This window comes from Mycobacterium sp. (genome assembly GCF_008709575.1).
GTDB lineage: Bacteria > Actinomycetota > Actinomycetes > Mycobacteriales > Mycobacteriaceae > Mycobacterium.
In genome coordinates, this window is record NZ_VYIK01000001.1 from 18,344 (window position 1) to 36,643 (window position 18,300).

An 18,300-nucleotide genomic window follows, 5' to 3' on the forward strand; every position below is an offset into this window, starting at 1 on the left:
GGCGTGTCGCGGGGCGAGCTGTTCAGGGCGCGCTGCCCGCCCTCTCCGGCGGCGAGCTACACCTCGTCACCGACGCTGCCGATGTGGTTGCGCAACACCACCCGCCCATCGGCGAGCTGATAGGTCAGACCCACGATCGCCAGGCTGCCCGCGCCCACCCGCTCGGCAATGGCCGATGACCGGGCCAGCAGTTGCGCGCCGGTCTCCGTCACATGTCGCGCCTCGAACTCGTCGACTCTGGTCAAGCCTTCGCGGCGGCCCAACAGGATCGACGGGGTCACCCGCTCGACCAGGTCGCGCACGTGCCCGCCCGGCAGCACCCCCTCGTCGAGAGCGGCCAGGGTCGCCTTCACCGCACCGCAGCTGTCATGGCCCAGGACCACGATCAGCGGCACCCCGAGCACGGTCACCGCGAAATCAATCGAGCCCAGCACCGCCGAGTCGATGACGTGCCCGGCCGTTCTGACGACGAACATGTCACCCAGCCCCTGGTCGAAGATGATCTCGGCGGCCACCCGGCTGTCCGCGCAGCCGAACACCACCGCGGTCGGCCTCTGCGCCTCGACCAGGCTGGCCCGATGCTCGACGCTTTGGCTGGGATGCTCGGGCTTGCCGGCGACGAACCGCTCGTTACCCTGTTTGAGTGTCTTCCAGGCGGTTGTCGGATTGCTACTGGGCATGGCGCACATTGTGCCCTACCCGCCGATGACGATTCCGCCGGCCGAGCTGCTGGTCTGGTACCACCGGGTGCGCCGCGACCTGCCCTGGCGTCAGCCCGGGGTAACCGCTTGGCAGATCCTGGTCAGCGAGTTCATGCTGCAGCAGACGCCGGTGGCCCGGGTGCTGCCGCTCTGGCGCGAGTGGGTGCAGCGCTGGCCGACCGCGTCGGCGACGGCAGCCGCCAGCCCGGCCGACGTGCTGCGCGCCTGGGGCAAACTGGGCTACCCGCGCAGGGCGAAACGCCTGCACGAGTGCGCCACCGTGATCGCCCGCGACCACGGCGACGTGGTTCCCGACGACGTGGAGATCCTGCTGACGCTTCCCGGTGTCGGCGCCTACACCGCACGAGCGGTGGCGTGCTTCGCCTACGGTCAGGCGGTGCCGGTGGTGGATACCAATGTTCGCCGGGTGGTGGCCCGCGCCGTGCATGGCCGCGCCGACGCCGGCGCGCCGTCACCGGCCCGCGATCACGCTGACGTTGCGCAGTTGTTGCCGCACGACGGCACGGCGCAGCAGTTTTCGGCCGCTCTGATGGAGCTGGGCGCAACAGTGTGCACCGCGCGCAATCCGGGTTGCCGATCGTGCCCACTCACCGCGTGCAACTGGCGCCAAGCCGGTTACCCTGCCGGTGGCCGCCCGGCACGTCGACCGCAGCGCTACGCCGGGACCGATCGTCAGGTTCGCGGTCTGCTGCTGGATGTGTTGCGCACCAGTGACTTTCCGGTCACTCGCGCCCAGCTCGACATGGCCTGGCTGATGAACAGCGCACAGCGCGATCGGGCGCTGGATTCCCTGCTCGCCGACGGACTGGTGACACAGACAACAGACGGACTGTTCGCACTGGTCGGGGAAGAGAATTACGACGCCGCCAGAAAGGACTCCACCGCCTGCCGGTAGACCTGTGGCGTCTCGTCGTGCACCAGGTGGCCCGCCTCCGCGACGCGCAAATACCTGCTGTGATAGCCGGTTTCGCTCATCGTCACCATCTGCCCTGCGGGTGTGACCGAGTTGCCGGCCTCGATGAGCAGCGTCGGCGAGCGCACCGCCTGCCACTGCGCCCAGTAGTCCCGGGTACCCCACTCCGCGGCGATCTCTATCCACCGCGAGGGGTGGCCGTGCAATCGCCAACCGGTCGCGGTGCGGTCGAAGGCATCCAGGAAATAGCGTCCGGCAGTCTCCCCGAATTCGGCGATTACCTGATCGGCGGAGTCGAATTCGACCGGCAGGTCGCGCAGCCATGGCTCCCACGGCCCGGTGGTGCGACCGCGGAAATCGGGCGCCATGTCCTCGACGACCAGAGCCGAGACCAAATCGGGACACTCGGCCGCCAGGCACCATGCGTGCAGGGCACCCATCGAATGGCCAACCAGTCGCACCGGCCGGCCCAACGCGGCCACCGCGTCACCCAGGTCGGTCACGAACCGCTCGGTGCTGATCGGGTACGGGTCGGCGACGTCGCGGCCGCGATGCCAGGGCGCGTCGTAGGTGTACACCGCGCCCAGCCGCGTCAGCCACGGCAGCTGCCGCGACCAGGTGCTTCCCCGGCCCATCAGACCATGCACCAACACCACCGGCTCTCCCCGTCCACCACGCGGGGTTAACAGTTCGGCAGCCACAGGGGGCACGGTAGCCTGGCGGCATGCCCGTGGTGAAGATCAACGCAATCGAGGTGCCGCCCGGCGCCGGACCCGAACTGGAGAAACGATTCGCCCATCGCGCTCACGCAGTCGAGAACTCGCCGGGTTTTCTGGGTTTTCAGCTGCTGCGCCCGGTCAAGGGTGAAGACCGCTACTTCGTGGTCACCCAGTGGGAGTCTGAGGAAGCCTTTCAAGCGTGGGCATCGGGACCCGCTATCGAAGCCCACGCGGGACACCGGGCCAACCCGGTGGCGACCGGGGCGTCGCTGCTGGAGTTCGAGGTTGTGTTAGACGTTGCCGGCGCCGGCTCGAAGGCGTAGCCGCCGCCGGGTGCCGCACCCGGCGGCGGTAGCGGTTGCCGTCGCCACGCTGGCCGCCGCCGCGGGTTGCGGCTACACGCCGCCGCGGGCTCCGTCGGCAAACGCGGCCGGTGCCACCGGGGTGCGGATCGACATCCGCACACCCCCCGGGCTGCGGGCCCAGCAGACGCTCGACATGCTCAACTCGGACTGGCCGATCGGCCCGATCGGGGTGCGCACCCTTGCCGCTCCCGGCGTGGCCACGCGCGTCGAGCACACGATGGAAGAGTTGTGGTGGGATCGCCCGTTCACGCTCAGCGCGGTGAACCTCAGCGCGGGCGCGGCCACCCTGCATCTGGTCACGTCTTACGGGGCCCAACAGGCCATCCGGATTCACACCGACGACGCCACCTTGGTCGACGGGTTCGACGTCACCACCCAGACACCGCCCATCACCTCCTGGGACGACGTGGATGCCACGTTGAGCAAGACCGGCGCCCGCTACTCCTGGCAGGTCGCCCGGGTCGACGACGGCCACTGCCGGCGGGTGGCGGGCACCAACACCGCCCGGTCGTTGCCGCTGGCGTCGATATTCAAGTTGTACGTGCTGTACGCGGTGGCTGCCGCGGTCACGGCGCAGACGATGACCTGGGACGACCAGCTGACCGTCACCGACAAGAACCTGGCGGTCGGTTCCGGACTGGATCTGCGCCCCGGCGATGCGATCTCGGTTCGAACCGCCGCCGAGAAGATGATCGCCGCCAGCGACAACATGGCCACCGACATGCTGATCGCCAAGGTGGGCACCCGCGCCGTCGAACAAGCCCTGGCGGCGGCCGGCCATCACGATCCGGCCGCCATGACCCCGTTTCCGACGATGTACGAGTTGTTCTCGGTGGCGTGGGGGCAGCCCGATCTGCGCGAGCAATGGAAGCGGGCGACTCCCCAAGGCCGCGCCGAGTTATTGCAGCAGGCGGATTCCCGCCCTTACCAACCAGATCCGGCCCGGACCCACACCCCGGCCTCCGATTACGGCGCCGAGTGGTACGGCAGCGCCGAGGACATCTGCCGGGTGCACGCAGCGCTGCAGGCGGGCGCCGCCGGTGAAGCAGCCGCAGTCAAGCAGATCCTGGCCGCGGTCCCCGGCCTCGACCTGGACCGGCAGCGATGGCCCTACCTCGGCGCGAAGGCCGGTGGCCTGCCCGGAGACCTGACGTTCAGCTGGTACGCCGTCGACAAGACCGGCCAGCCCTGGGTGGTCAGCTTCCAGCTGAACTGGCCGCGCGATCACGGCCCCCGCGTGACCGGATGGATGCTGCAGATCGCCAAGCAGGTCTTCGGGCTGTTACCCGTGCGCTGACGTCGGTCTTAGGTCGGTCTTAGACAGCGCCCAGTGCCACCGCGAGCTGTTCGGGGAAGTCGTTGACCAGATACGGCACCAGACCGGCGAAATCCCCGACGTCGAGCCGGAACACGTCGTAGTCGGAGATCCCCAGATTGACCAGCAGCGTGTTCACGTCGATGTTGCCGATGCCCAGCTCGCCGAGCACCTTATCCACCGTCACGTTCTCCAAGCCCAGGTTGGCCACCGCCGTGTTCAGGTCCCGGCTGTCCAGGCCCAGATCTGTCAACACCGAGCCCAGGGTCACGGTGCCGAGCAGGCTGTCGAGCACCTCGTCGACGTGCACGTTGTTCAGGCCCAGGTCTTGCAGCAGGGTCAGCACGTATACGTCGTTGAGGCCCAGCCGGTCGACCACAGTGTGCAGGCTCAGACCGCCCACACCCCAGTCATCCAATAGAGAGTCCAGCGTTGTGCTGCCCACCCCGAGGATGTCCAGGGTGTTGGTCAGCACGGTGGCCACATCCACGTTGTTGAGGCCCAGGTTGTCCAAGATGGTGCTTAACGGCGTCGACAGGTCCAGGGCGTTGATGATCTGGCTCAGCGTCTCGTCGGATTGCCCGGTGGCGGCCAGCAGCTGGCCCAGCGTGACGTGGGCCAGGCTTTGGCCGGTGTCGCTGTGCAGGTTTGCCACCGTCTCATACACGGTGTTGGGCCCCATCAGGCTGTTGAGTGTCTGGCTGCACTTCAATCCGACTAGCGGCAGACCGAGGCATTCGGCGGTGCTGAGGCTGAAGAGTTCTTTCAGGGTCTGGTCGCCGACACCGATGTCGGACAGAAATTCGGTGAACGGCTGGTCGGCGATGGACGTGCCGGCGAGCAGATCGCCCACGGTCGTGTCGCTGAGACCCTGACTTTTCAGCACGTCGGCGAGACTCATGTTCAGGCCCTGCTTCTGGAGCACATCGACGATCAGATCACCCAGGGCCACGTTGCTGCTGACACCGAACTGTTTGTCGAGCAATTCTTCGATCAGCGCGGCCGGGGTCTGTTGGCCGGTACTGCCCAGCAGTGAGCCGGCCACGTTGTTCAGGGTCAGATCACCGACGCCCAGCTTGTCGAGCAGGTCGGTGACGGTTTCGTCGCTTCCGAACAGGCCGGTGAGCAATCCGCCGACGGTCAGGTCGGCGTAACCGGACTGCTCGAAGAGCCCGGTGATGGTGGGGTTGCCGATGCCTGCGGCATCGAGCCCGGTGATCGCCAGGCTGGCCAGCGACTGGTTGGCCAGGCCGAGCTGGTCGAGCAGCTCCACCGGGGTCAAATCGCCGATACCAGCACTGTTGAGCAGGGTGATCAGCAAATTTTGTACCGATTGATCCCCGATATAGGGGAACAGGCCGGACAGGGTCTGGTCGCCGAATCCGAAATCGTCGACCACCTGACCCAGATCCACGGTGAGGACCGCGGGTTGGGAGGGGACCAGGAGTCCGTTGAAGGCGGAGACGTTCATGCCGAACACGTCGATGACGTCGTGGCCGTTGAGCACGGCGTCCAGGATCGTGGCCGGGGCACCGATGATCGCGGCGAAAGCGTCCATCGGTTCGGCGAAATCGGTGGCCTGGGCGATGACGTCACCGAGCGCGTCGACGCCGGTCACCAGGGGTCCGAGCTCGGCGAGGTTGAGGCTGAGCCAGGGCGGGAGCTCAGTGGAGATCAGCGAGGGCAAGGGGAATACCCGGGTGCTGATCTCGGGCCCCACCATGGTCAACAGGCTGACCGCATCCGGCAGGTGCGCCAGGGACTGGCCCGGATGGGTGACCAGCTGTGTCAGCAGCGTCGCGAGCCCGGAGTCGGCACTCAGGGCCTTGAGGTTGTCAGCCGTGTTGGTGAACAGCTCCTCATAGGGAGCGAACAGGCCCGATGCGCCCGCGGCCAGGCTGACCGCCGATTGCTGGGCCGGTGGTTGCTGGCTCAATGCTTGCAGGATCTGGTCGGGCAAGGCGGAGAGCAGCTCGGGCACCGCGCCGGCGAAATCTCCGGCGTGGATGTCGAGCAGGCCGACATCGGCGAGACCCGCCTCGGTCAGCAGCGTGTCCAGCGTCTTGCTGCCGAAATCACCCAGTAGTGATTCCAGCGTCGTGGTGCCCAAAAACTTGTCGACCAACCCGCTGAGATCGGTGTCGCCGAGGCCGAGATCGGTCAGCGCCGAGCCCAGCGTCGCGGTGCCGAACAGCTGCCCAAGCAGGGCATCCAGCTGGGTGTTGCCGATGTCGGTGTTGGCCAGCAGCGAGCTCACGGTGACGTCGGCCAGAGCGCTCTGGCCGACCAGCGCGGCCAGGCTGGTGTCGTTGAGGCCCAGGCTGGTCAGCAGCGAGTCCAGGGTGATATCGGTCAAACCCGATTGGCCCACCAACGCGGCCAGCGTCGTGTCACCGTAGCCCTGCGCGGTGAGCAGGTCGCTCAGCGTGGTGGGGAACGACGATTCCAGCAGGTTGCTGATCTTGTCGTCGCCGCCGAGCAGATCACCCAGGGTTTGGTCGGCCAGACCTTTGTCCCTGAGGATGTCGTCGATGGTGTCCGAACCCAACTGGGGGACAATACCTATGCTGCCCACCAGCGGATTGAGCGGCTTACCGCCGGACGCTGTCACCAAGTCGCCAGCAGTGAGGCCGCCGAAGCCGAGATTGGTCAGGATGGTTTCCAGCGAAACATCCCCGAGGTTGGCGGCGTTGACGACGTCTTCTACGGTGATGTCGCCTAGACCCATCGCGTCGAACAGGCCGTTGACGGTCAGGTCGCCCTGGCCGGCGCCGGCCAGCGTAGCGGCCAGCACCGTGCCCACGCTCACATCGCCGAGTCCGATGGCGTCGAGCAGCCCGACTGGGGTCTGCTGGCCCAGGTCCAGAGCGTTGAGCAGGGCGACCAGCAGCCCGCCGGCCGTGTAGTCCCCCAGGCCGAACCGGTCGACCAGATCGGAGCCGGTCAGGCCGCCGATGCCCAGCGCATCGAGGAGCTTGACCGCCAGATCCGCCGCCGACAGGTCGCCCAGGCCGACCCTGTCGGCGATCTCACCGACGGTCGGGTTGCCCACGCCCAGCGCGTCGAGCAGGGTAGCCGCCAGTGTGGACAGCGGCCGGTCGGCGAGGCCGAGTTTGTCGAGCAGGTCGATCGGGGTTTGGCTGCCCAGCCCCACGGCATCGAGTAATGCGTTCACCAGGTTGGCCACCGGCTGGTCGGCCAGACCGAGGTGGTCGAGGATGTCGACGACGGTCTGGTCGCCCACGCCGAGGGCATTCAGCACCTGTTCCGCGTCGACCTGGGTGTCGAGGGTCTGAACCGGGACGAGGATGCCGTTGAAGGCGGGGACGTCTGCAACGAGCAGGTCGATGGAGTCGCGTCCGTTGAGGGCGGCGTTCACCAGGATCGCCGGGGAGTCGACCAGCGCCGCGAACATGCGCGCGGGATCGCTGAAGTCGACGAGCTGTGGAGCGATCTCATGGATGGCGTTGGCGACGTCGACTCCGGGACCGACTCCGGCGAGAAGGAGCGCGGGCAGCGGTGGCAGCTCCGCAGAAATGTGCGCGGGCGGCGACGAGAAATCGGTGCTGATGTCCGGCGTGACGGTCGTCAAGAGATCGACGACGTCGGGCAGGCGATCCAGTGATCCGCCGGGATGGGCAAGGACGTAGGTCAGCACGTCCAACCACCCGGTGGACTCCTGACCCAGGGCGCTCAGATTGCTGACGGTGTTGTGGAAGAGATCGGCATAGGGCGTGAAGATCTCGGAGGTATCGGAGACCAATCTGACGGCCGGCGGGTGGGGCTCGGACAGCTGGTGGCGGCTGCCGGGAATCTGCCTCGGGCTGGCGCCAACAGCAATCTGACTTGCGACAACCGCAACCACGCCCGTGGCGATATACGCCCTACTCCTGCGCCGCATATCCCTCCAAACCCCAGATGCGGCCGTATCTTAACGGACTTCTAGGTTTGGGGGATGCAAAACCCACAGATAACGCTCATCAAAAATTAAGGTTTTGCCTGCCGGTCTGCACTTGCCGGCATCGCTAGCGCGCGGTGGGACCACCTGCGCTGTGGGCGCCGGCGCGGGCCAGACCCGAGTCGACCGGCTCGGCCGGCTTGCGGGTTCCGGTGAACGTGAACACCGCATCCTCGGCGGAGCCTTCGCCGTCCCAATTGTCGACATCGACTGTCACGATCTGACCCGGTCCGACCTCTTCGAAGAGGATCTTCTCGCTCAGTGCGTCCTCGATTTCGCGCTGGATGGTGCGCCGCAGCGGGCGGGCACCGAGCACCGGGTCGAAGCCGCGCTTGGCGAGCAGCGCTTTGGCCTTGTCGGTCAGCACCAGCGCCATGTCCTTGCTCTTGAGCTGTGTTTCCACCCGGCCGATCATCAGGTCGACCATCCGGATGATCTCGTCGTGCGTCAGCTGGTGGAAGACGATGATGTCGTCGATACGGTTGAGAAACTCCGGCCGGAAGTGTTTCTTCAGCTCGTCGTTGACCTTCTGCTTCATCCGCTCGTAATCGTTCTCGCCGCCGCCCTGGGTGAAACCCAGGCCGACCGCCTTGGAGATGTCGGCGGTGCCCAGGTTCGAGGTGAAGATCAGCACGGTGTTCTTGAAGTCGACCGTGCGTCCCTGCCCGTCGGTGAGCCGGCCGTCCTCGAGCACCTGCAACAAGCTGTTGTAGATCTCCTGATGCGCCTTCTCGATCTCGTCGAACAGCACCACCGAGAACGGCTTGCGCCGCACCTTCTCGGTAAGCTGGCCGCCCTCCTCGTAGCCGACGTATCCGGGCGGCGCGCCGAACAGCCGCGACGCGGTGAACCGGTCGTGGAACTCGCCCATGTCGATTTGGATCAGCGCGTCGTCGTCGCCGAACAGGAAGTTGGCCAGCGCCTTGGACAGTTCGGTCTTGCCCACCCCCGAGGGGCCGGCGAAGATGAACGAACCGGACGGGCGCTTGGGGTCCTTCAGCCCGGCGCGAGTACGACGGATGGCCTTGGAAACAGCCTTCACGGCATCCTCTTGCCCGATGATCCGCTTGTGCAGCTCCTCTTCCATGCGCAGCAGCCGGGTGGTCTCGGCCTCGGTGAGCTTGAACACCGGGATACCGGTCCAGTTACCGAGCACCTCGGCGATCTGTTCGTCGTCGACTTCGGCGACCACATCGAGATCGCCGGAGCGCCACTGCTTCTCCCGCTCTGCGCGCTGAGCCACCAGTTGTTTTTCCCGGTCGCGCAGGCTGGCCGCCTTCTCGAAGTCCTGAGCGTCGATCGCGGACTCCTTCTCCCGGCGGGCCTCGGCGATCTTTTCGTCGAACTCGCGCAGGTCGGGCGGCGCGGTCATCCGGCGGATCCGCATCCGCGCACCCGCCTCGTCGATCAGGTCGATGGCCTTGTCCGGCAGGTAGCGATCGTTGATGTAGCGGTCGGCCAGCGTAGCGGCGGCCACCATGGCCGCGTCGGTGATCGACACCCGGTGGTGTGCCTCGTAGCGGTCGCGCAGACCCTTGAGGATCTCGATGGTGTGCTCCACGGTGGGCTCGCCGACCTGCACCGGCTGGAATCGACGCTCCAGGGCGGCGTCCTTTTCGATGTACTTACGGTACTCGTCGAGGGTAGTGGCGCCGATTGTTTGCAGCTCACCGCGAGCCAGCTTCGGTTTGAGAATCGACGCTGCGTCGATCGCGCCCTCGGCGGCACCGGCGCCCACCAGGGTGTGCAGCTCGTCGATGAACAAGATGATGTCGCCGCGGGTGTTGATCTCCTTGAGCACCTTCTTGAGGCGTTCCTCGAAGTCGCCGCGATAGCGCGAGCCGGCCACCAAGGATCCCAGGTCCAGCGTGTAGAGCTGCTTGTCCTTGAGCGTCTCGGGCACTTCACCGTGCACGATGGCCTGTGCCAGGCCCTCGACCACCGCGGTCTTGCCCACGCCGGGCTCACCGATCAGCACCGGATTGTTCTTGGTACGGCGGGAGAGCACTTGCATGACCCGCTCGATTTCCTTTTCCCGGCCGATGACCGGGTCGAGCTTGCCCTCGATCGCAGCTGCGGTCAGGTTACGGCCGAACTGGTCGAGCACCAGCGACGTCGACGGGCTGCCCGACTCGCCGCCGCGCCCCCCCGTTCCGGCCTCGGCGGTCTCCTTGCCCTGGTAGCCGCTGAGCAGCTGGATGACCTGCTGTCGCACCCGGGTGAGCTCAGCACCGAGTTTGACCAGCACCTGGGCGGCGACGCCCTCGCCTTCTCGAATCAAGCCAAGCAGAATGTGCTCGGTGCCGATGTAGTTGTGGCCGAGCTGCAACGCCTCCCGCAGGCTCAGCTCGAGGACCTTCTTGGCCCGCGGAGTGAACGGGATATGCCCCGACGGCGCCTGCTGGCCCTGGCCGATGATCTCCTCGACCTGGCTGCGGACGCCTTCCAGCGAGATTCCCAGCGACTCCAGCGACTTGGCCGCGACACCTTCCCCCTCGTGGATCAGGCCCAACAGGATGTGCTCGGTCCCGATGTAGTTGTGGTTGAGCATCCGAGCCTCTTCTTGCGCCAAGACGACGACCCTGCGGGCACGGTCGGTAAATCTCTCAAACATCGGCGGTTACCTGCTCTCCCTCACCATCGGCACACCGGACAACATCGCGTGCCTGCCATCCACTGTAATGGGCGGCTGGCCGGGGTTCCTACTGTGCGGTGGTTATCTGCGCAGCTGCATCAGTGCAACACCGAAAAGCGCCGGGTCGCTTCCCGCCCAGACGGGCGATCAGTTCGCCACCAGCGAAAGTTGCCGGAGATGTCAGGTCGCGGCGTGGAATGCGTCGATGATGTCGGCGGGGATACGTCCCCGGGTCGAGACATTGTGCCCGTTGCGACGCGCCCATTCGCGGATCGCCGCGCTCTGCTCGCGATCAATGGCGCCGCGGCCGCGGCCCGTGCTTGCACGTCCCCGTCGACGACCGCCGACCCGACGCGCGGCCTCAACCCATTGCTTCAGGTCGTTGCGCAGTTTCGTGGCATTCTTGGCCGAAAGATCAATCTCGTAGGTCACGCCGTCGAGACCAAATTCGACCGTTTCGTCGGCGGCGCCTTCACCGTCGAAATCATCGACCAAGGTGACGGTAACCTTCTTTGCCATTAGCGCACCCTCAACTTCTTTCCTGGCACTTGGAGTGCTGGTTGGATTGAACTCCCCGTGACCAATCTGCCATAAAAGCGCGCGGTATTCAACACGGTAACCACGAAGCACTTCACTGGGCGTGCGGGCGAACAATCGGGAACAAAACTGTCTCTCTAATTGACAGGCCAGTCAAAGCCATCAACAACCGATCGACGCCCATTCCGGTCCCCGTGCACGGCGGCATCGCATACTCCAACGCGGCCAAGAAATCCTCGTCGAGCACCATCGCCTCATCGTCGCCGGCGGATGCCGCGCGGGCCTGCGTCTCGAATCTCTCCCGCTGCACGACCGGGTCGACTAATTCGGAGTATCCCGTGGCGAGTTCAACCCCGCGCAGATAGAGATCCCATTTTTCGGTGACACCGGGGATGCTGCGATGCTGCCGGGTCAACGGCGTTGTCTCAACGGGGAAGTCCCGCACAAACGTGGGTGCGATCAGCCTGGCGCCCACAGTGTGCTCCCACAGTATCTCGACCAGTTTGCCATGGCCATAGCCGCGGTCGCTCGGTATCTCGACGCCAAGCCGGCCGGCGATTGCGCGCAATCGCCCAACCGGCGTACCAGGGCTAATCTCGTCGCCCAGCGCATCGGATAGCGATGGATACATTCCAATCGAGGGCCATTCTCCGTCAATGTCGTAGACGCTGCCGTCGGGCAGCGGGAGTTGTCGCGTACCGATGGCCTCATCCGCTACCTGCTGAATAAGCTCGCGGGTCACCACGGCCGAATCGTCGTACGTTCCGTAGGCCTGGTAGGTCTCCAGCATGGAAAATTCCGGTGAATGCGTGGAGTCGGCGCCTTCGTTTCGGAACACGCGATTAAGTTCGAAGACCTTGTCAAAGCCACCGACGACGCAGCGCTTCAGGAACAGTTCCGGGGCAATACGCAGGTAGAGATCAATGTCGAGGGCGTTGGAGTGGGTGCGGAACGGACGGGCTGCCGCACCGCCGGGCACTGTCTGCAGCATCGGGGTCTCGACTTCAACAAATCCGCGCTGCTCCAGCGCCGCCCGTATCGCGCGGACAACGGCGATGCGCTGGCGGGCCACCGTACGGGCCTGCGGGCGGACAATCAGGTCGATATAACGTTGCCGCACCCGTGATTCCTCATTCATCTCCTTATGCGCGACCGGCAGCGGCCGTAAGGCCTTCGACGCCATCTGCCAGGAGTCCCCGAGCACCGACAACTCGCCGCGACGCGAGCTGATCACCTCCCCGTGCACGCTGACGATGTCACCGATATCGACGTCGGCTTTCCACGCGTCGAGAGCCTCTTGCCCCACCCCGGCCAGGCTGACCATGACCTGTAACCGGGTGCCGTCGCCGTCCTGCAGCGTCGCAAAGCACAATTTGCCCGAATTGCGCAGGAAGATCACCCGCCCGGCAATGCCGACGATCTCGCCGGTGCTCGAGTCCGCAGGCAGGTCGCGGTAGCGGGCACGGATCTCGCCAAGCGTGTGGGTGCGGTCCACAACGACCGGGTAGGGGTCGCGGCCCTCTGCCAACAGCCGACTGCGCTTTTCCCGGCGGATCCGGAACTGCTCGGGGATATCTGCGTCGGCGCTGTTCACGACCTGCCAGCTTAGATGAGCGCACCAACGCGTCGTTGGTTACGCGGCCGGGGACTTCAGCGTGCGGTCTTGAGCCGGCGCTGGTTGTCCCGGTTGCGTTCGAACACCAGCCGCAGCCCGTGCAGGGTCAGGTGCTGGTCGTAGTGGTCCACACAGTCCAGTTCGGCCAACAGCAACGGTGCGGTGTGACCGGTGGCAACCACCGTGACGTCGTCGGCGAAGCCGGGCACGTCGTCGCGGATCCGCTGCACCAAACCACTGACCAGTCCGGCGAACCCGAACACGGCGCCGGCCTGCATGCACTCGACGGTGTTCTTGCCGATCACCGAGCGGGGCCGGGTCAGTTCGACACGGCGCAGCGCCGCCGATCGCGCCGCGGCGGCGTCGGAGGACACCTGCACGCCCGGCGCGATGGCCCCACCGAGAAATTCACCTTTGTCCGACACCACATCGACGCAGATCGACGACCCGAAGTCGATCACGATGGCCGCGGTCCCGAATTTGTGGAAGGCAGCCAGGCAGTTCACGATCCGGTCGGCGCCCACCTCTTTGGGATTGTCGACCAGTAATGGGATGCCGGTACGCACGCCGGGCTCGATCAGCACACGTGGTATCGCGGGCCAGTATTGCTCGAGCATCAGCCGCACCTCGTGCAACACCGACGGGACGGTGGACAGCGCCGCGGCGCCGGTGAGCCGCTCGGAATCCTCACCGATCAGGCCGTCGATGGTCAACGCCAGTTCGTCGGCGGTGACTTCGGCTTCGGTACGTATCCGCCACTGCTGCACCACTGTCGCATGCTCTTTGGATCCGGTAAGCAGCCCTACGACGGTGTGGGTGTTGCGGACGTCGATTGCGAGGAGCACAGCTACCGCGGAGAAAGGAGCTCGGCGGCTTCAGCAGTATCCAAGCCGGGTACGTACGCCGGATCTGCGCCAACGTCGACGGGCCGGTTGGCGGCGTCGACGAACACGATCCGCGGACGATATGCGCGAGCCTCGGAGTCTTCCATGATCGCATAGCCGATCAGGATCACCAGATCACCTGGATGAACCAGATGCGCTGCAGCACCATTGATTCCGATGATACCGCTGCCCCGCTCGCCGGTGATGGCGTAGGTGACCAGTCGGGAGCCGTTGTCGATATCGACGATGGTGACCTGCTCGCCCTCCAGCAAGTCGGCGGCATCCATCAAATCGGCGTCGATGGTCACCGAGCCTACGTAGTGCAAATCCGCCTGGGTGACGGTTGCCCGGTGGATCTTCGACTTGAGCATTGTCCGCAACATGATTTCTCCAGGGTTCGCTGCTATCCGAGGGGTAACTGAGGGTCGGCGCGGTGGGTGGCACCGATTTCTATCGGGATGTTGTCGAGGAGTCTGGTCGTGCCCAGTCGGGCCGCGATCAGCAGCCGGCCCGGACCCTTGGCCGGCGCCGGTCCGAGGCAGGGGTCGCGCACCTGCAGGTAGTCCACGTCGATCGCGGGGGCTTGCGCCAGCACGGCACGGGCGGCCGCCAGCGCGGCGTCAGCGCCCACCGGCGCGGCGTGCCTACCGGCCAGCAGAGACGCCGACAACGTCGAGGCCAATTCGCGCTGCGCGGGTTCAAGGTATCGGTTACGGGAAGACATTGCCAGCCCGTCGTTTTCGCGCACGATCGGCACACCGACTACCTGCACGCCGACGTTGAGGTCGGCGACCATCTGGCGCACCAACACCAGCTGTTGATAATCCTTCTCGCCGAAAAACACGCGTTCGGGACGCACAATCTGCAGCAGTTTGAGCACCACCGTCAGCATGCCGGCGAAATGGTTCGGACGGGCGGCGCCTTCGAGTTCAGATCCCAACGGGCCAGGATGCACCGTGGTGCGCAGACCGTGTGGATACATCGCCGCTTCGGTCGGCGTGAAAACGATGTCAACGCCTGCCTCGCGCAGCAATGCGAGGTCGGTGTCGATGTCGCGCGGGTAGGTGTCGAGGTCTTCATCAGCACCGAACTGCAGCGGGTTGACGAAGATCGACACCACGACCACTGAGCCGGGCACCCTTGTGGCAGCACGCACCAGGGCCAGGTGTCCCGCGTGCAAAGCGCCCATGGTCGGCACCAGCATCACCCGCCGCCCGGTATGGCTCAGCGCGCGGCTGACATCGGTGACGTCGCGCGGCTCCGAGTACACGTTGAGCTCACCCGCGCTAAAGGTGGGCTTGCGGACGTCGATCACGGCGCCAGCGCTTCCATGACGTCGGCGGGGGCGTGGGCGCGCTGGGCGGTGCGTAACGCATTCACCCGGTAGGCCTCGGCCAGCTGCGCATCGACCGACCTCAGTGCCGCCAGGTGGCCGCCGACTGCATCCGCGTCACCGCGGGCCACCGGACCGGTGAGAGCAGACTGCCCGCGTTGCAAAGCGTTCTCCAGCGCTGCCCGCACCAGCGGGCCCACGATGCGCTCGGCCAGGCCGCAGGGCTGGTCGTCGACGAGCTGTTGGCCAAGCAGCTCCCGGCCCGACAACGCGGCACGGATCGCGTCCAGCGCGTCACCGAGCAGCGTGACGACGTGGTTGCCGGCATGCGAGAGTGCGGCGTGGTAGAGCCTGCGCGCATCTTCGGTGACCCGGAATGGCTCGCCGCCGATCTCCAACACCAGTGACTGTGCGATCGCGTAACCGACGTCGCTGGCCGCCGTGATCCCGAAGCACGCATCGGCCAAGCGGTTGACATCCTCGTCGCAACCGGTGAACGTCATCGCGGGGTGAATGGCCAGCACTATGCGATCGTGCCCCGCCAGCGGTGCCAGCACATCGACGCCGTTGGCGCCCGAGGTATGGGCGACGATGGTCCCCGGCCGCACCGCCCCGGTGGCGGCCAGCCCGGCGACCAGCCCCGGCAATTCGGTGTCGGGCACGGCCAACAGCAGCAATTCAGCGCTGGCAGCGACCTCGGGGACCGGAGCTATTGGCGTGTCGGGCAGGTGGCGCCGCGCCCGCCGCCGGGAGGCCCCGGAGACGGCGCTGCACGCCACCACGACATGGTCGACCCGCTCCAGCGCAGCCCCCAGGGCGCTGCCGACCCTGCCGGCGGAGATGATGCCCACCTTCAGCCGGGCCGGGCGCAGCCCGTCGAACTGCACCATCGCAGACGACCCTCGCACGTTCGCTCGTTGGTTCCGGGGTTCGTTCCAGTCCCGCGCTGCGGGTACCGGACGGTCACGTCGACTCTACCGCGGCGACCGTCCCGCGGTGACGGTGCCAGTCGCTACGTGGTTTTGCTCACTGGGCGTGGCGTCGCCGTCGACCGCCCTCGGCCGAATCGGCTTGTAGCCGCGCCAGCAGTTGGGCGACCGACTCGCCGCCGGCGTGCAGTCCACCGGGATCTGCGGGACTGTCGGCGCCGCGGTGCCGGGCTACCGGCTCTGCCGGTGGTGGCATCGCCGGCCCCGGCTCTGCCGGCACGGAATGCCGGCCCCGCCGCTCAGCCGGTGGGGGCGCCGCCAGCTTCGGCTCGCTCGTCATGGTGGCACTCTGGCCGACATCGGCGGAGCTATCGGGTGCTTTGCCGGCATAGTCGCTCGCTGCTACCCCGGGCGGCAGCCACAGCCCGTCAGCGCCGGCCGGCTGCCAGTCCGCGGCCGGCGGTCGATGCCGGGGCGGCTCATCGGGCTTCGCCCACGATGGCCGCTGATGCTGCGGCGGGGGTTCGGATTGCCGCTCCGGGGGCGCCCATCTCCCGCCGGGTTGCGCCCACGGCGGCGGGTACGTGTCGGCACCGCGCGACGCCTCCTCGGGGCCCTGATACGCGTGGCCGCCCGGAGGTGGCGGCGGTACGAGCGGTTCCTCAGGCACGTCGATGATCGAGGTGTCTTCGGCCCGGCCGGGTTCCTCGGCCCGCACCGCGGTGACCCGACTGACCCGATCATCGCGGCGCCGGCTGTCTCGATCCCAGTCGCTGTGGCTGCGCGCGCTCGCGCGGTCGAATTCCAGCGCCGGTGGCTGCGCGAGTTCGGCGTCGAACAAAATCTCCAAGTTGGTGCGCAGCGCCGCCAACTCCGCCCGCAGCGCCGCCACTTCATCTGCAGCCTGGGCACTGAGCTCCGAGGCCAGCTCGCGGCGCAGCTGCGATTCCACGGTCAGCTCGTACTCACGGCGGGCTGAGATTTCGCGATCCAGTTGCAAGTCGTAGACCAGCTTGAGGTCGCGCACCCGGGCCTGATCCCAATCGCTTTGCCGACGGTAGATCACCGACACGAACGCCGCGCCGATGGCGGCCCACAAGGCCAGGATCACCGCGAGTTTGAGAAGCTCCACCCGGTTGGTGAAAACTAACGCGGAACTGGCCGCGATGGCCAGCACCAGCAACGTCGTCAACAGCAGCCAACCCGGCCTGCGGCCGCCGCGCCGGACCCGGGCGCCGCGGGACAGAACGGTCATGGTCTGAACTGTACCGGCCCGAGTTCACTGCACGTGTCGCCGCAATCCGGCGATTCTCAGCCGTACCAATTGCCTCTGCCGGGGAGCCTAAGTTCTGGTGACCTCGCCGTGCTCAGTCGGATCCTGGGGCGACTTACAGCAATGCTGGAGCCATAGTGCGGCAGCAAGCAAAGTCAGCGCGCTGAGGGCCGCCACCGCCGCACCGGCTGTGTCCTCCCCGGCGACTCGAAGCCACGATCGCCGCGGCAGCAGGTACACCAGCACACCGACCCACCACCCCAGAACCAGCGCGCCGACCCAGGCCGACGCCTTGGCGACCAGCAGACTGCGAGCCACCGCGAGCGGATGCAGCCAGCCCGGGCCGTCGCCGATCTCGCCGGCGTTGATTTTGGTCCGCACATAACGAGCCCACATCGCCTCCGCCACGGCGATGCCGAACAGCGGCAGCCCCGTCCACACCGTGATCGGCGGGAACCACCGGTACAGCTGCACCACCAGCAGAAAACCGACGGCCGCAGCGCCGATCACCGCGGCCATCAGGTCACGTTTGCGGGTCGGCCCCATCAGCGTCCCGACGGTTGCGGCGGAGCACCAAATCAGTCATTCGCACGCCGGCGCGCTCCGCAGGATCCAGCTCGGCCAGCCATGTGCTGACGGCTCGTCGCTCTCCTGCCACCGTCAGCGTTGCATTCGGGTCGACGGCCAGCCACGGCACCATGACGAAAGCCCGTCGATGAGCCAGCGGATGGGGCAGCGTCAAGCTGTCGTCACGGCAGAACACTTCCCTGCCGTCGCGGTAGCAGGCGATCACGTCGACATCGAGGGTGCGTGGACCCCAGCGTTCGCCCCGCACCCGGTCGGCGGCCTTTTCCATGTCCTGAGCTAAGCGCAACCACCCGAAGCCATCGCGCGTGGGGTCCTCGGCGATCAACACCGCGTTGAGGAACGGTCCCTGTTCGACCCCGCCCCAGGCGGCCGTCTCGTAGACCGGCGAAACCGCCTCTACCGTGTCGCCGAGCCGGTTAAGCACCGATTGCAGCCGGACCAGCCGGTCACCGAGGTTCGAACCGATTGACAGCACGGCTTGGGTCATCAGCGCCGCTCCTCGATCCCGGCCACG

The 18,300-nt window shown here is 66.6% G+C and carries 16 protein-coding genes; 3 read left to right on the plus strand and 13 right to left on the minus strand.

All coding sequences use genetic code 11. The features are described from left to right. Positions 1 to 56: 56 nt before the first annotated feature. Positions 57 to 680 carry a carbonic anhydrase gene (locus F6Q13_RS00105; protein WP_293050462.1) on the minus strand — a complete coding sequence of 208 codons (624 nt, stop codon included), beginning with the start codon at positions 678 to 680 and terminating at the stop codon, positions 57 to 59. On the opposite strand from F6Q13_RS00105, the gene F6Q13_RS00110 reads away from it, so the two are divergent. Further along, the gene (locus F6Q13_RS00110; RefSeq protein WP_293050464.1) at positions 679 to 1,617 is read left to right on the plus strand and encodes an A/G-specific adenine glycosylase; all 939 of its coding nucleotides are present in this window, start codon (positions 679 to 681) and stop codon (positions 1,615 to 1,617) included. The genes F6Q13_RS00105 and F6Q13_RS00110 overlap by 2 nt on opposite strands. On the opposite strand, the gene F6Q13_RS00115 is transcribed toward F6Q13_RS00110, so the two are convergent. Beyond that, complete coding sequence (locus F6Q13_RS00115) at positions 1,578 to 2,345, minus strand: alpha/beta hydrolase (RefSeq protein WP_293050465.1); 768 nt, start codon at positions 2,343 to 2,345, stop codon at positions 1,578 to 1,580. The genes F6Q13_RS00110 and F6Q13_RS00115 overlap by 40 nt on opposite strands. 14 nt (positions 2,346 to 2,359) lie before the next feature. Here F6Q13_RS00115 and mhuD point away from each other — a divergent pair, with 14 nt between their 5' ends. Both mhuD and F6Q13_RS00125 read left to right on the plus strand, forming a co-directional pair. Continuing rightward, positions 2,360 to 2,677: a mycobilin-forming heme oxygenase MhuD gene (gene mhuD / locus F6Q13_RS00120; protein WP_293050467.1), complete on the plus strand. Its 318-nt coding sequence runs from the start codon at positions 2,360 to 2,362 to the stop codon at positions 2,675 to 2,677. A 10-nt stretch (positions 2,678 to 2,687) separates the two neighbouring features. Continuing rightward, positions 2,688 to 4,016 carry a class A beta-lactamase-related serine hydrolase gene (locus F6Q13_RS00125; RefSeq protein WP_293050469.1) on the plus strand — a complete coding sequence of 443 codons (1,329 nt, stop codon included), beginning with the start codon at positions 2,688 to 2,690 and terminating at the stop codon, positions 4,014 to 4,016. 19 nt (positions 4,017 to 4,035) lie between these two features. Here the strand turns inward: F6Q13_RS00125 and F6Q13_RS00130 are convergent, their stop codons facing one another. From F6Q13_RS00130 to folK, 11 genes are all read right to left on the minus strand, one after another. Further along, positions 4,036 to 7,899: a hypothetical protein gene (locus F6Q13_RS00130; RefSeq protein WP_293050471.1), complete on the minus strand. Its 3,864-nt coding sequence runs from the start codon at positions 7,897 to 7,899 to the stop codon at positions 4,036 to 4,038. Positions 7,900 to 8,059: 160 nt separating this feature from the next. Then, on the minus strand, positions 8,060 to 10,606 hold the full coding sequence (clpC1, locus tag F6Q13_RS00135) for an ATP-dependent protease ATP-binding subunit ClpC (RefSeq protein ID WP_293050473.1): 2,547 nt from the start codon (positions 10,604 to 10,606) through the stop codon (positions 8,060 to 8,062). Between the two features lie 201 nt (positions 10,607 to 10,807). After that, entirely contained in the window at positions 10,808 to 11,146 is a 339-nt protein-coding gene (gene lsr2 / locus F6Q13_RS00140; protein ID WP_293050475.1) for a histone-like nucleoid-structuring protein Lsr2, read from the minus strand. Positions 11,147 to 11,258: 112 nt separating this feature from the next. After that, positions 11,259 to 12,758: a lysine--tRNA ligase gene (gene lysS, locus F6Q13_RS00145; protein WP_293050477.1), complete on the minus strand. Its 1,500-nt coding sequence runs from the start codon at positions 12,756 to 12,758 to the stop codon at positions 11,259 to 11,261. Between the two features lie 56 nt (positions 12,759 to 12,814). Continuing rightward, positions 12,815 to 13,624, minus strand: a complete 810-nt coding sequence (locus F6Q13_RS00150) for a type III pantothenate kinase (RefSeq protein WP_293050480.1) — start codon at positions 13,622 to 13,624, stop codon at positions 12,815 to 12,817. 2 nt (positions 13,625 to 13,626) lie between these two features. Next, complete coding sequence (gene panD, locus F6Q13_RS00155; protein WP_293050481.1) at positions 13,627 to 14,046, minus strand: aspartate 1-decarboxylase; 420 nt, start codon at positions 14,044 to 14,046, stop codon at positions 13,627 to 13,629. A gap of 20 nt (positions 14,047 to 14,066) precedes the next feature. Beyond that, positions 14,067 to 14,975, minus strand: coding sequence for a pantoate--beta-alanine ligase (panC, locus tag F6Q13_RS00160; protein WP_293050775.1), 909 nt, complete (start codon positions 14,973 to 14,975; stop codon positions 14,067 to 14,069). After that, on the minus strand, positions 14,975 to 15,886 hold the full coding sequence (locus F6Q13_RS00165; RefSeq protein WP_293050777.1) for a DUF2520 domain-containing protein: 912 nt from the start codon (positions 15,884 to 15,886) through the stop codon (positions 14,975 to 14,977). Before F6Q13_RS00165 ends, panC begins: the two co-directional genes overlap by 1 nt. A 136-nt stretch (positions 15,887 to 16,022) precedes the next feature. Then, on the minus strand, positions 16,023 to 17,180 hold the full coding sequence (locus F6Q13_RS00170; protein WP_293050482.1) for a DUF6779 domain-containing protein: 1,158 nt from the start codon (positions 17,178 to 17,180) through the stop codon (positions 16,023 to 16,025). Positions 17,181 to 17,267: 87 nt separating this feature from the next. Next, positions 17,268 to 17,744, minus strand: a complete 477-nt coding sequence (locus F6Q13_RS00175) for a DUF3180 domain-containing protein (protein WP_293050484.1) — start codon at positions 17,742 to 17,744, stop codon at positions 17,268 to 17,270. Beyond that, complete coding sequence (gene folK / locus F6Q13_RS00180; RefSeq protein ID WP_293050779.1) at positions 17,722 to 18,273, minus strand: 2-amino-4-hydroxy-6-hydroxymethyldihydropteridine diphosphokinase; 552 nt, start codon at positions 18,271 to 18,273, stop codon at positions 17,722 to 17,724. Before folK ends, F6Q13_RS00175 begins: the two co-directional genes overlap by 23 nt. Between the last annotated feature and the right edge of the window lie 27 nt (positions 18,274 to 18,300).